14 protein-coding genes are annotated in these 13,175 nt (G+C 36.8%); 12 read left to right on the top strand and 2 right to left on the bottom strand.

What is annotated here, in order from left to right:
* The 7 genes from CL181_RS13630 to CL181_RS13600 form a co-directional block, all read left to right on the top strand.
* A partial coding sequence (locus tag CL181_RS13630; RefSeq protein ID WP_141398914.1) for a radical SAM/SPASM domain-containing protein occupies window positions 1-1,014 on the top strand: 1,014 nt, incomplete at its 5' end.
* 51 nt (window positions 1,015-1,065) lie between these two features.
* Window positions 1,066-2,367 carry an amidohydrolase gene (locus CL181_RS13625; RefSeq protein ID WP_097299859.1) on the top strand — a complete coding sequence of 434 codons (1,302 nt, stop codon included), beginning with the start codon at window positions 1,066-1,068 and terminating at the stop codon, window positions 2,365-2,367.
* Window positions 2,364-3,380 carry a hypothetical protein gene (locus tag CL181_RS13620; RefSeq protein WP_097299858.1) on the top strand — a complete coding sequence of 339 codons (1,017 nt, stop codon included), beginning with the start codon at window positions 2,364-2,366 and terminating at the stop codon, window positions 3,378-3,380. Before CL181_RS13625 ends, CL181_RS13620 begins: the two co-directional genes overlap by 4 nt.
* On the top strand, window positions 3,373-4,338 hold the full coding sequence (locus CL181_RS13615) for a hypothetical protein (RefSeq protein ID WP_097299857.1): 966 nt from the start codon (window positions 3,373-3,375) through the stop codon (window positions 4,336-4,338). Before CL181_RS13620 ends, CL181_RS13615 begins: the two co-directional genes overlap by 8 nt.
* Before the next feature lie 62 nt (window positions 4,339-4,400).
* Entirely contained in the window at window positions 4,401-5,549 is a 1,149-nt protein-coding gene (locus CL181_RS13610) for a dihydroorotate dehydrogenase (RefSeq protein ID WP_097299856.1), read from the top strand.
* A 402-nt stretch (window positions 5,550-5,951) separates the two neighbouring features.
* Window positions 5,952-7,289: an adenylosuccinate lyase gene (gene purB, locus CL181_RS13605; protein ID WP_097299855.1), complete on the top strand. Its 1,338-nt coding sequence runs from the start codon at window positions 5,952-5,954 to the stop codon at window positions 7,287-7,289.
* Between the two features lie 13 nt (window positions 7,290-7,302).
* Window positions 7,303-7,755, top strand: a complete 453-nt coding sequence (locus CL181_RS13600) for an N-acetyltransferase (protein WP_097299854.1) — start codon at window positions 7,303-7,305, stop codon at window positions 7,753-7,755.
* A gap of 10 nt (window positions 7,756-7,765) precedes the next feature.
* Here the strand turns inward: CL181_RS13600 and CL181_RS13595 are convergent, their stop codons facing one another.
* Window positions 7,766-8,062 carry a hypothetical protein gene (locus CL181_RS13595; RefSeq protein ID WP_097299853.1) on the bottom strand — a complete coding sequence of 99 codons (297 nt, stop codon included), beginning with the start codon at window positions 8,060-8,062 and terminating at the stop codon, window positions 7,766-7,768.
* A 93-nt stretch (window positions 8,063-8,155) separates the two neighbouring features.
* On the opposite strand from CL181_RS13595, the gene CL181_RS13590 reads away from it, so the two are divergent.
* The 4 genes from CL181_RS13590 (at window position 8,156) to CL181_RS13570 (ending at window position 12,061) form a co-directional block, all read left to right on the top strand.
* Entirely contained in the window at window positions 8,156-8,689 is a 534-nt protein-coding gene (locus tag CL181_RS13590) for a molybdenum cofactor biosynthesis protein B (protein ID WP_097299852.1), read from the top strand.
* On the top strand, window positions 8,690-10,060 hold the full coding sequence (locus CL181_RS13585; RefSeq protein WP_097299851.1) for an MFS transporter: 1,371 nt from the start codon (window positions 8,690-8,692) through the stop codon (window positions 10,058-10,060).
* 523 nt (window positions 10,061-10,583) lie between these two features.
* Window positions 10,584-11,624: a hypothetical protein gene (locus tag CL181_RS13575; protein ID WP_097299849.1), complete on the top strand. Its 1,041-nt coding sequence runs from the start codon at window positions 10,584-10,586 to the stop codon at window positions 11,622-11,624.
* Between the two features lie 92 nt (window positions 11,625-11,716).
* The gene (locus CL181_RS13570; protein ID WP_097299848.1) at window positions 11,717-12,061 is read left to right on the top strand and encodes a hypothetical protein; all 345 of its coding nucleotides are present in this window, start codon (window positions 11,717-11,719) and stop codon (window positions 12,059-12,061) included.
* A 3-nt stretch (window positions 12,062-12,064) separates the two neighbouring features.
* Here CL181_RS13570 and CL181_RS13565 read toward each other — a convergent pair whose 3' ends face one another.
* On the bottom strand, window positions 12,065-12,682 hold the full coding sequence (locus CL181_RS13565; RefSeq protein WP_097299847.1) for an MBL fold metallo-hydrolase: 618 nt from the start codon (window positions 12,680-12,682) through the stop codon (window positions 12,065-12,067).
* A gap of 13 nt (window positions 12,683-12,695) precedes the next feature.
* Between CL181_RS13565 and CL181_RS13560 the strand changes: the two genes are divergently transcribed.
* Window positions 12,696-13,115 (top strand): YkgJ family cysteine cluster protein, encoded by a 420-nt coding sequence (locus tag CL181_RS13560; RefSeq protein WP_097299846.1) that lies wholly within the window; start codon window positions 12,696-12,698, stop codon window positions 13,113-13,115.
* Window positions 13,116-13,175 lie beyond the last annotated feature (60 nt).

The following is a 13,175-nucleotide window of genomic DNA, read 5'->3' as shown; positions in this document are numbered from 1 at the left end:
AATGTAGAACTAGTGATTTTTTTTAAAAATAGGAAGTTTTGGGACAGCCTGTTAAGTGATTGTTCAATCAATGGCACTAAATTTATTATATTTACGGGTGGTGAGCCGCTATTAAGGGCTGATGTTTTTGAAATATTAGAATATTCCAGTCAAATAGGACTCAGAACTTTGTTGGCGACTAACGGAACTCTTCTAGACGATAAAAAAGCAGACTTTTTATCAAAACTGAAAAATGTTTTTGTTCAAATAAGCATTGATGGATTATCCTCAGTTCACGACAAATTTAGGGGAAGTAAAGATGCATTTGTTAATGCAATAAATGGGATAACTCTTTGTAAGAGATATGGTGTTGGCGTTAGTATTTCATTCACATGTACAAAATTGAATATCAAGGAAATTCCAAAAATTATTTCATTGGCAGAAAAGCTAAATGTTAAGACATTAAAACTTCGCAGATTTATAGCTAGTGGACGTGGTTTGGACAATATTAATACTTTGGATCTGACTCCTGATGAAGTAAAAAACACTGTTGAAAAATATCAGAGATTAAAGACAGAATCAAGAAATAAGGTTAAAATAAATATGGAACAAGCCCCATTTCAGGTTTTATGCGATGGAACAATCCTAGGTCATGACAAGAATATCCATGGTGGATGTTCAGCTGGGATTGCATTATGTGTAATAGGCCCAACTGGAATAGTAAGACCTTGCCCATCATTAGGAATTGATATTGGAAATATCAGAGAGTCTAATCTTCAAACAATTTGGGAATCTTCAGAGATTCTAGCGAACCTTCGCAATAGAAAAAATCTATATGGACGTTGCGGTATCTGTGACTACAGGAGTTCTTGCGGAGGATGTAGAGCCGCTGCTTATGCACAAGCCGGTGATTGTCTTGCAGAAGATCCTATGTGCTGGCATGACCCGCCAGCTTTAGTTGTTGAATATAAAAACGTGGCTCGTATAAAAATGCCCCGCATAACAGTTGGGGTTATGCAAAATCTGATTGTATAGATAAGAATACTTCCTCAAGAGATTTCAAAATAAATACAATGGTGTCTTTTTATGCCTTGGGGAATCACAAATGTCAATCTGTTAATAAACGGGGATTTAGTTAGGAACAAAACAATAGTAATAGATTTTGGAAATATTCAATACATTGGTTCTAACGAAATTGCGGGAAAAAGGTATAAATTAGAATATGCATTGGATGGAAAGAGTAAACTGGCACTACCCGGATTAATTAATGGACATACGCATTTTTGTCATGGTTCTTTGAGAGGGACAGCCGACAATATCGCCCTAAATTCTTGGTTAGAAAAGATAAATAAGTACCGTTCTAATGTAAAAAAGAGTGATATCAAGGTATATACCAATCTTATTTGTCTGGAATTAATTAAATCCGGAACAACAGCCTTTGTTTCACAACAAAATCCTATTTATATACAAGAAGCTATGAAAGCTTGTGGCAAATTTGGGATACGAGGAGTCTTTGCTCCAATTATTATAGATAAAGGGGCTGTCCCAGATAAACTTCTCTCTGCATCCTATAAAACATTTAAAAATTTCGATGAATTAGAGAAAATTTGTGAAAACAGCAGAAATAGGCTCAAAGTTGTTTATGGGCCTATGAGCTTATATAATTGTTCAAGTGAGCTATTAAAAGAAGTAAGTGAGGCAAGTATTACAAGAAATAATAGGGTTCATATACATTTGGGTGAAACAAAAGAAGGAGCTATAGCCATCAAAAAAAAATATAAAATGAGTGAAGTAGAAGTGCTAAAATCCATAGGTCTATTAAAAAAAACAACTTCTCTCGTTCATTGCATTCATGTGAAAGATAATGATTTGCATAAAATTAAATCTGCAGATGCATCTATAATACATTGTCCAACAAGCAATTCTAAATCAGGAGATGGAATAGCTCCAATTTCCCAAATGCTTGAAATGGGTATTAATGTAGGTTTAGGGACTGATGGGCCTGCCAGTAACGGTTCTCAAAGTATGTTATGGGAAATGAAATTTGCAGTTCTTTTACAGAGGGTAAAAAAGAATAAATTTCCATCACACAAAGCTTTGGATATGGCTACCATAAATAATGCCAAAAGTATGGGAATCAATGATATGGGAAGTTTAAAAATTGGAAACAAAGCGGATATTGTTTTAATTGACCTCAAGGCCCCAAATATGATTCCATGGGAGAATGTAGCGTTCCATGTTATTTATGGATGCAATGACCGTAATGTAAGTGACGTCATTGTAAATGGAGAAATATTATTAAAAAACCAAAAAATTTTGTGTGTAGACGAGAAAAAAATAATTAATGAAGCAATAAGAAGTTTGCCAAGTGAGACTAATATATTATGACAACGGGTATCTGGCTATTTTCTAAATGTGATGTTGAAGATTGGTCAAAATTTTTAAAACATATTAAATCACAAGTAAATTCTGATAGTCCTACTAAATGCATTTGGAAGCATTTTTCGAAAGAAACTCAAGAATTTATTAATGCTTGGAATGAAGATAAGAAAACAGATCCTATCAAATTTAAAATTATTGATGAACTAAACACTATCCTTTTGAAAAAAGATTTTTATGATGACTGTATTAAACCATATGATATAATTCAATCTAGCAATAAAATTGAAAGTAGTGATATGGATGATACAATAAGAAAAAATCGTAGATTAATCGAAGAAATTTTCTCGGGTAGTATGAATAAATATGAGAAATACTATGAGAAACTTATCGATCAGCGGTGCATAAGGATTCTTGAAGGATCAACTCAATTTTCTGATATTATTGAGATTGGCAAAAAGAGTGATAATACATCATTATTCACAAACATAATATTCCATCCAAAGAGTCTTGTTAAAAAGGATGGAGAATTTCAGAAATGTTTAACAAATGAATCAAAATACACGAAAATGTGCGATGTTGTTTGTGAGAAGTCTCTGGCATTGGTAAAATTTATACAACAAAATAATAAATATAATAATATAATATTTTCTCCATATATACCGTCTTCTTATCCAATGGCCAAAATATTAGGAGATTCGAATGCCCACAAAAAAATCATTGCAAAAATTACTGATATTTGTGATCTAAAAGATGTTAAATGTGATACATATGAAAACATCAATATACAAGATAACACGATAATTTTTGCAATAAATTACAGACCTGAAATAATAGACAAAATAGAAGAAAACTTAATTGGCATTATACTTGTCTTGGGACTAGCGCATAGTATCAAAGAAAAAATAAATTTGCCTGATGAAATATTAAATAAAATCCATGAAGTAATTTCCATAGATGAAATATCGAATAATAGAAATTTAAGGCATAACTTGGTAAAGAAGACGAAAGCGTATGACTGAAAGCCAAAAAGACCAAAAAGAAATTTTGAAAGATTGCATTCATAAATCGATGTTAGAAGGTTTCTTCATTCATTCAGATAAGAATTTTAGCGCGAATGATTATTGGCTTGATCTTAGAGAATTTAATATACAATTATTTTCACAAAAAGAAGTGTTTAAGGATTGCTTAAGGAAGCTGCTAAGAACTTTAATAAATAACAATAAAATTAAAATGATAGTATTTACTACAACTTCATATAATAATTTTAGAGATTATCAACTATATGCGATAGATAGCATTATTAGAGATTTAATTGATGAAATTAATGCATTAAATCCAAATAATAAAATTGAATTTTCTTACGTCAGGCAAAAAGCAGATGATCTTTATGACCTATACCCAATAGAAGCTGATTATAATGCACTTGGTATTATTGGTATCTCGATGCACCACAAGACTATCGAAAATTTAGATAAAGCTATGCAAAAAGGCAAATCTAAAAAGATCAAGCTGTGTATTATCAATATGGAGGAAACAAATCTAAAAGATATTAATGAAAAATCTACCATTCCAGATGAATTCTATTTAGCAAATATTATTATCAGCAAAACTGAAAAATGTGAAGAATATAATATCGCTTTAAATGAAAATATTGACCCCCAACCAAAAGAAGAGAACTGCCCGTTGAAGAAAAATAATTATCGGAATTCAATTAAATGTATCTTATCATGTATAAAAATGATGATATTAAATTATAGATTTAGACCGGATGAAATAGTAAAATTTTTAGATGCTATGGCCGTTTCGGGTACAATTGCTGCTTATATAGGTTGGAATCTTAGTGTTTTATTAGATGAGAAAGATATTTCCAATGCTCTCATAATTTCTGTGGTGATATCTATTATTATTTTTATTCTTATTACATTTTTGTATGTATCTTTAAAACAATATATTTTTAAGGCTAACGATACGAGATAATGAGATATTATTGAGAAAATTAATGTCTATGAAAATAGTTATTAGCTAAAGGTTCTGTTGCTATGTGTTCTCCAAGTGATTTACGACTTACAGTTTCGAAAATAAATTATTCTTTTGTTAGAAGCGTTCTTTCAGGAATAAACAATTATTCCAGAAAAATCGTTAGACAACCGGAGGATTACGAAACCGTAGTCAGACTCGGTGAAATATTGATTAGATACATGCCAGATAAATTTTTAAATTATGATATTCCAGAAGGATTGAAAACAGAATTTTTAGATATGATATTTAGGTCGCCACTTATACTTGCAGCATTCAAAGGAGACTATAAGGTAATTAACCAATGGGTAAAATTAGGTCTTGGGGGTGCGATAACTAAAACGATAATGCCTGACAAGCAATTGGGGAATAAACGACCAAGACATATAATTTTTAAAGATGAAGATGGTCATGAAAATCATGTTAATTCTTACGGCCTTCCAAGCAAAGGTGTTTATGATGAAATGATACTTCTTGAAAATTCTGGATTGCTTGAATCAGATATTCCTTTGGGCTTAAGTATTGGCGGCCAAAATGTAGACGAGTATCTTTATGTTCTTCAGAAATTATTGGATTCAACAAAAATTAGATTGGCTAAACAGAAAAAAAGGATTTTTATTCAGCCAAATATTGGATGTCCCAATGTCGAAACTGGCCAAAATATGTGTAGATTTCCGTTGGAATTTAGAAAGTTGATAGATAATATTCGTGATATCGATTCTGATGTCCCGCTTTTAATTAAAACACCTCCTTATCCGTTTGGTACGGGCAATGAAGAATCGGATAAGAAAATTCTTGAAGTTGCTGAGATATGTGCATCTCATGAAAAAGTTGGTATGACTCTTGCAAATACAATACCCGTAGATGAGTTTAATTTTGATAATAATATTGCAAAAGCATGCAGTAAAATATCAATAAGAAAAGGAGGTTTGAGTGGAAAAAAATGTAAACCGCGTGCTTTAGAACTTATTCAAAAGATAAGGAATAAATATGACCATCTTCCAATTTCAATGTGCGGCGGGGTTGAAACAGCAGAAGATGTTTTGATGGGAAGTGCTGCAGGCGCAAATCTTTTTGAAATGGCAACAGCGGTAGGGCAAAATATGTATGTGATTCCTGAAATTAATAGAAAATTAGCAGAATACTTTAATAGACATATTGCCTCAGACTGAGAGAATAGATGTCTCATTTGTGTTAAGAAATTAGTTAAGGTCATAGTTGTATGCCGGGTGTATGAAATCAAAAGCCAAACTCATTGATTTCATATGCATTTTACCAATTATATATCAAAACTATTCATGATAAAAGAAGCACATGAGATCGATTACTCATATTCTATTCTGTGCCCCCGTTCCTATTGACAATGGCCAAAACAACCAATAAGCGATGGGAAACTTCATGCACTCTGTTGATGTATCGAACTTTTAGCGAAGCGGAGTCCGAGGTCAATGGCATATTTAAAAAAAATGTATCAGTAAAAAGATATTGTATTTTGGCATAAATAACTATGTTATACAATTGAAATATTTAACCATCGATAGTTTCTTTTAACCACAGGACTAATAGGAGTTCCCATGGCAATCCATCCTATTGAATACCGCTACGGCCACGCTGAAATGAAAGCTGTATGGAATGAGCACACGCGTCTATCCAAAATGCTCTCTGTTGAAGCGGCCCTGGCAAAAGCCCAGGCGCATCTTAATTATATCCCCGGAGGAATGGATGAAAAAATATCCCTTGGAGCAAATAAAGTAACACTTGACCGTGTCAAGGAAATAGAAGATGAGATCCATCATGATGTCATGGCTGTTGTGCTTGCACTTGCCGAGCAATCCGATGATGCGGGAAAATGGGTGCATTTTGGCGCAACCTCCAATGATATATTAGATACCGCGACAGCTCTCCAGATAAAAGATGCACTCCTGATATTACGAAAAGAAACCGCAAAATTACGCCAGGTTCTTATCGAAAGCGCCCTGTCGCATAAAAATACCGTATGTGCAGGCCGCACTCACGGTCAGATCGGAGTTCCCACGACCTTCGGCCTGAAGTTTGCGATATGGGCCTCAGAGATCGACAGACACATAGAAAGGCTTGACCAGTTAACTCCACGCGCCACTGTTGGAAAAATGAGCGGGGCAGTTGGCACGCAGGCCGCATTCGGAAAAAAGGGTATCGAGATACAAAAAGAGACCATGGAATATCTTGGCATCGAAGCTGCTGACGTTTCAAACCAGGTGATCCAGCGGGACAGGCATGCTGAATTCGTGATGTGGATGGCAAATACCGTTACTACTCTTGATAAAATATGCATTGAAATACGAAGTCTTGCAAGAAGCGAAATTGCAGAAGTTGAAGAAAGCTTTGGCAAGAACCAGGTGGGGTCATCCACGATGCCCCACAAACGCAACCCCATAAAATCAGAACAGGTCTGCGGACTTGCAAGGATAGTAAGGGCTATGGTAGAACCTGAACTCAGGAACAATACGTTGTGGGACGAGAGGGACCTTACGAACTCGTCATGCGAACGCATAGTATTCCCGGAATCCTGCGTGTTAACAGACCATGTTATACGCCTTACAACAACAATTATCCAGAATCTACGCTTTTACCCTGAGAATATCAGGAAAAATCTCGCACTTCTTAACGGGCTGAATATGGGAGAAGCCGTCATGATAGAACTCAGTAAGAAAGGCGTTGGACGCCAGGAAGCCCATGAGATCGTACGCCAGTGCGCCATGTCTGCCCGGGAATCCGGGATTCATATGAAAGATGCTCTGTTAAAGAATGATACGGTATCAAAATACCTGACCGAAAGTGAGATAATCAAGATAATGGACCCGGATAATTATATAGGTACGGCAGTAGAACAGGTAGATTCTCTTGCTTCAAAACTGAAAAAACGAAAATAAAGAAGGCACATAATTGTTAAGAAAAGCAACAATCAAAGATGTGGAAAAGATCTGGAAACTTGTGAACAGCTACGCAGATAAACGTATTATGCTTCCGCGTTCATTGAGCGAACTATATGAAAATCTCAGGGATTTTTATGTAGTTATCGGGGATAATAAACTCCTGGGCTGCGGGGCGCTTCATATTACATGGGAAGATTATGGTGAGATACTGTCTCTTGCAGTTGAACCTGAAATGGTCAGGCAGGGAATTGGTTCAAATATACTTAAAGCATGTGAAGAAGAGGCAAGAATGCTTGGGTTAAATAAGCTTATAACTCTTACCTATATACCTGAATTTTTTGAGGCTCATGGATTCGTGAGAGTAAAAAAAAGCACGCTTCCGCATAAAATATGGAGCATGTGCATAAAATGTCCCAAGTTCCCGGAATGCGATGAGATACCGCTTGTGAAGAAGATTATTTGAGTTTATTTTGTCACTTTATATTCGCCAGCAGCTCCTGTAATCCCTTCGAATTAAGCCTGTATTTATCCCCATCCACCTGTGCATAGCACTCTTTAATGAGAAAATCGAGCTGGAATTTTAACTGTGATTCGGATATCTTCAGTTCGTTCATTATTTCATTTTTTGTTTTCCCGAAAGCACCGATGGATTTTACTATCTTTCTCCTCTGCGGGTTCTCAAGCGCCCTGAACATGATCCTGTGGTCATTAGGCGTTTTCATCTCACAAGCATCGGGTTCTTGCGGAATAGATTCAATCTCGTCTGTCATAAATCCTGACCCCAATTATTAGATTGTCCACTTACCTATTAATTGTATCTCTGATAGAATCCTTCATATATCCATATAAATATATGAACCTCCATGGACACCTCGCTGCTTCACAAGGAAAATGCACCGGGAAATTACAACTGTGCAATATTGACCATAAGTACATCCCGATACGAAAAATATGGGAAAACAGACCGCCCTGAGCGCGCAGAGGACGTATCCGGAAAACTGATCTGGGGAATGCTGCAGGTCAAGGGCAGTAGAATTGTAAATTACGAATTGATCCCGGATAATATGGAAATGATAAGGGATGCCTTCAAAAAGAACTTATATTCAGATGCCGATGTGATAATATCAAGCGGCGGCACAGGTCTTTCCCCGGCTGATGTGACCATTGAAGCGGTGACTCCGTTCATCGAGAAGGAAATGCCAGGCTTCGGGGAGCTGTTCAGGTTAAAAAGCATAGAACAGGTAGGGAATTCTATAATGCTTACAAGGGCGATCGCAGGTGTTGCTCGCGAAAAAGTCATATTTTGCCTTCCGGGATCGCCAAATGCTGTAAAACTTGCACTTGAACTCATCCTGCCTGAAATGGGACACATCCTGAAACATGTAAAGGGACAATAAATGGAATATAAGTGGAAAGCGATGGGTGTGGTCTGGATAGGCATCTTCATGGCTACCCTTGACGGAAGCATAGTGAATGTCGCTCTTCCAACGCTCACAGCATTCTTCAACACAGATATTACAACTATAGAATGGGTCGTGATGGCATATCTTTTGACCATAACAAGCCTTCTTCTCAGCCTTGGTAGGATTTCGGACATGGTGGGCAGGAAAATCATTTTCGCAGGTGGACTGGCTATATTCACGATCGGCTCGGGGTTATGCGCGATATCAGCAACAGAAGGACAGCTTATCCTTTTCAGGGTAATCCAGGGTATCGGGGCAGCATTGTTGATGGCTACAGGAGTTGCAATAGTAACTCACGCATTTCCCCCGCGTGAAAGGGGAAAAGCAATGGGATTAATTGGAACGGTTGTTTCAATTGGTTCAATGGTAGGTCCGGTGATGGGTGGTTTCCTGATCCAGAGGGTTGGATGGCAATCGATTTTTTACATAAATTTACCTGTCGGTATAATCGGGACTGTGATGGCTCTAAAAATCCTTCAAAAAGATGAGACTAATAATAAAGGCCAGACATTTGATATTCCCGGCGGACTTACATTATTTATAAGTTTGATATCATTACTCCTTGCCTTAAGCGAAGGCCAGGAAAAGGGCTGGGGATCAGATTTCATTATATCCTTATTTATATCATCCATTGTATTTTTCATAATATTTGTCAGGATTGAAACCACAGCAAAACAGCCAGTGCTTGATCTTGGGCATTTCAAGAACAGGCAATTTGCAGCTGCGAACATCAGTGCTCTTATAAGTTTCATGGCAATGTTCAGTATCATACTGTTGATGCCATTTTATCTACAGGATGAACTTGGATATTCAACAGAGAAAATGGGATTTGTTTTCATGGCAGTTCCGCTTGTAATGTCTGTTGTCTCGCCTCTATCCGGCTGGCTATCTGACCGGACAAATTCGTATGTCCTGAGTTCACTGGGTATCGGTATTGCAGCAGTATCGATTCTTTCAATGGGTTACTTGACACTTGATTCAAGTTTCACCGATGTAGCTCTTCGCCTTTCCTTCCTTGGTCTTGGCATGGGGCTTTTCCAGCCTCCGAACAATAGCATAATCATGGGTTCGCTTCCAAAAGAACAGTTAGGCATTGCAGCAGGGGTAATGGGAACAATGAGGAATATGGGTATGGTCATAGGCATAGCTGTTTCAGGGGCAGTATTCTCAAACAGGTTTGTCTTTTATGGGAACAATGAGAGTTCGTTCTTACCTGCTTTCAGGGATACGTATATCGTTTCTGCCATTATTTGCGGGATTGCGATGCTTGTTTCGCTTGTACGCAGCAAATCGAAAACCGGATAACTATAGCTACCTGGCAGATCTGTGTTTCTGCGATTTGAGAATTAACACATATACACAGACCATCAGTCCGCCGAGTGCAATTAATATAAGCAGTACCGTAGAAGAGTATTCATAGAAATAAATCGCAATACTTGTTCCTATTACCATGGCTATTGGCAATAAAAAACTAAGAATTGTTACGCTTTTTGATACCATATTCAGTCTCTATTATAATTGTAATTGTTTCTCAATGATAAAACAAACGTTGTGAAAAATAGTGTGATAGTAATTTTTCAATCCCCACGCTAATAACTACCATTTTGAGATTTTAGATATCTGTATTAGCTAATTTTTAAAACAAAACAAAAATATATAAAATTTAACAATTACAAGTTATATTACTTATTTTTATTGTATTTATAGTAAAAATATATTTTAAAATAACATATATATTCTTCACAAAAAAAACTATTCACACATTTTTCACAACTCCGTTTATATTCAGGTGAACCATTTATTGGTTTAGCGCTATCAGGACGTTTTTATGTCAGTAAGAAAAAATATCTCATTAGAAAAAGGACATTTAAGAAAACTGGAGCCACTTGTTCTTAAACATAAAGGGAATTTTAGCGCAGCGATGCGTGAAATAATAGATCTTATCGACACGATGACAAGGGATCCTGAAGCTATTAATAACCTCATAGATGGATTGAAAACAGACTACAATTTGACTGAAAACGTCATTTTCTGGCTGATCAAACAGGCACGAGGAAGGATTATCGATCCTGAGCATCTTAACAGTATTATTGACCCTGTAAAGATAGTGATGCTTTCCGATCTTGAAAAGTATATGGGTGAAATGACAAATGGAGCAAGCTGGCAGACAAATATTAGAATAGAGGACTATGATGATAATGTAAATCCATCATATCTAACACTCACACTTTCAGGAAATAGTAATTATAAACTTGAATTTCTTGGAGGTTTGATCTCATCATTCTTAGTATCGCACAAGAAACAGGAGATCGTTTCTTTAAAGAAGATGTCCAATAAAATTACCGTGAGTTTCAGAAAGCAGATTAATGCAAATTTTGCAAAACAATCACTTATTAATTACTTTGGGGATATGGAAGATATCTCAACAGAGATAACAAAAAAGCTGGATTTCTGGAAATGTATTGTAAATCTTTACAAACAGACTAATTACAATATGGTCACGATTCCCAAGAATTACTATCAAGAATTATTGATCGGAAAAGAGGCCCCGAGTTATCTTACTGCGCCCATTGAAGCTATCCATAAGATCCCGATAAGGGATATTCCCCTTGATGTCTTGATCCCGACTATGAAATCAGTGTATGAGTACATGGGGATAGTTGAGCGGATCGATGTTAATGAAAACACATTGTATATTTATCACGGGAATACAGATAAACGTGCAATAAGTGCAATTGAAAAAATCCTCCTGAATGTCCTGAATTCACATGGCACCAGGTATGAATCGCGGTGTTCGGAAAACCTGATCGTGATGAGTCCTGTCTTAAATAATGCTCAATTGATAGTTGCCGGGGAAATACAACATTGATCAAGCAATTCAATTCATGCAAATGATTTAAATAGAAATAAGTAAATTAAACTTTGCTTCTTTGGAAAAATTAGAAGCAGAAGGGTACAAGAATGGCAAATATGAGCGAAGATGCGTTATTTAAAGCGCTGTTAAAAAACAAACCACCACAGCAGCCTCCGAAACCTCCGGTTGCGCAAAGTGTTCCAAGAAAAGAGGTACCAGGACCATCTCCTGCAGCCCAGCCTGTAGAAAGATACCAGCACGAAGAACCTCAACCTCAGATCGAAAGGATAACACCTGTTGCTAAGCCAGTCAATCTGGAGCCTGTTGTAGATTCGATAAATCGCCTTAATTCAAGTGTAAATATAATTTACGGGCTGATGAAAAATGTTATTGTGCCAGTACTGATATTGACACTGGTCATCTCAATTGCCATATTTATCAAAAGTAGATGATATTCAAAATTGTGATGCCATCAACAATGACAATTTGATCTGTTCATTTGCATTGTTCATCACAGTTTCTCCATGACCCGGGTACATGATATTAACATCAAGGAGTGTCAGCTTTCTTATTGATTCGATCAATTGGGAAGAGTTCCCGCCATAAAGGTCGGTGCGCCCGAAACTTCCATCCTGGAAAACTGTGTCACCTGAAAAAAGGATTCCGGATACCGGATCATAAAGACAGATCCCTCCGGGTGTATGGCCTGGCGTATGGATTATTTCAAGCTCCCCGAATTTCTCACCCCCGGAAAGAAGGATATCAGGCACGATAATGGGAGATTTTTTACCGAATAAGCGTGAAGCGCTCGCATCCGGATTACCAAGAAGCGATGCATCATTTTTATGAACTGCAATTTTAGCACCCGTTGCTCTGGCAACACCCGGGGCCCCGCCTGAATGGTCGTAATGGCAATGTGTAAGGAAGATCATTTCCAGGTCATCCAGGGCTATATGTTTCTCAAGTTCAGAAATGATTTCGCTGCTATCCATGCCCACATCTATGAGTATTGTCCCGTTTACAAGGTATGCATTGGCATCATAGGGAGAATTATTTATTTTAACAACTTGCATAATTAGCCATATAATGCAAATTTCATTTAAGGCTTGTGATATTGGACTGTGCAAATCACTTTGCTGCCGCAACTGCGCTGTCCTGACAAAAGCTGAAGTTTCCGAATTGATCACAAATGTCAATAAAGAATATTCATTGGAACTTGAACCCAAAAAGTTTTTCAGGAAGGTAAGAGGGGAACGGGGTATATATTATGCTATTAAAATGATCAAAGGACGGTGCATCTTTTTAAATAAGGAGAACCGCTGCCGCATTTATTTATGCCGCCCCACATTATGTAAATTATATCCTGTTATCGATACAGGTAAGGTGGATGAGCTATGCCCGATAGCAAAGGATTTGCCCCCTGATGCGATTATTGGCTTGAAGAGAAGGTATGCAGAAGAGGTCGATGAAGATATTAAAGCTGAGCAGACGTTCCTGTTTGTTTGATCTTGATTTTCAAATCTTCAAACGAACCAAAAACTATTACTTCAATAAATTACTTCAATA

The organism is Candidatus Methanoperedens sp. BLZ2, from assembly GCF_002487355.1.
In the GTDB taxonomy this organism is placed as follows: domain Archaea; phylum Halobacteriota; class Methanosarcinia; order Methanosarcinales; family Methanoperedenaceae; genus Methanoperedens.
The sequence above is the reverse complement of the archived record's forward strand: the minus strand, read 5'-3'. Positions and strand labels throughout refer to the sequence as shown.

Bases quoted from the DNA above. Each gene is read 5' to 3' on its own strand.
- CL181_RS13615 (WP_097299857.1), top strand. From the start codon at position 3,373: ATGACTGAAAGCCAAAAAGACCAAAAAGAAATTTTGAAAGATTGCATT.
- CL181_RS13560 (WP_097299846.1), top strand. From the start codon at position 12,696: ATGCAAATTTCATTTAAGGCTTGTGATATTGGACTGTGCAAATCACTT.
- CL181_RS13620 (WP_097299858.1), top strand. From the start codon at position 2,364: ATGACAACGGGTATCTGGCTATTTTCTAAATGTGATGTTGAAGATTGG.
- CL181_RS13590 (WP_097299852.1), top strand. From the start codon at position 8,156: ATGGACACCTCGCTGCTTCACAAGGAAAATGCACCGGGAAATTACAAC.
- CL181_RS13570 (WP_097299848.1), top strand. From the start codon at position 11,717: ATGGCAAATATGAGCGAAGATGCGTTATTTAAAGCGCTGTTAAAAAAC.
- purB (WP_097299855.1), top strand. From the start codon at position 5,952: ATGGCAATCCATCCTATTGAATACCGCTACGGCCACGCTGAAATGAAA.
- CL181_RS13585 (WP_097299851.1), top strand. From the start codon at position 8,690: ATGGAATATAAGTGGAAAGCGATGGGTGTGGTCTGGATAGGCATCTTC.
- CL181_RS13595 (WP_097299853.1), bottom strand. From the start codon at position 8,062: ATGACAGACGAGATTGAATCTATTCCGCAAGAACCCGATGCTTGTGAG.
- CL181_RS13610 (WP_097299856.1), top strand. From the start codon at position 4,401: ATGTGTTCTCCAAGTGATTTACGACTTACAGTTTCGAAAATAAATTAT.
- CL181_RS13575 (WP_097299849.1), top strand. From the start codon at position 10,584: ATGTCAGTAAGAAAAAATATCTCATTAGAAAAAGGACATTTAAGAAAA.
- CL181_RS13625 (WP_097299859.1), top strand. From the start codon at position 1,066: ATGCCTTGGGGAATCACAAATGTCAATCTGTTAATAAACGGGGATTTA.
- CL181_RS13565 (WP_097299847.1), bottom strand. From the start codon at position 12,682: ATGCAAGTTGTTAAAATAAATAATTCTCCCTATGATGCCAATGCATAC.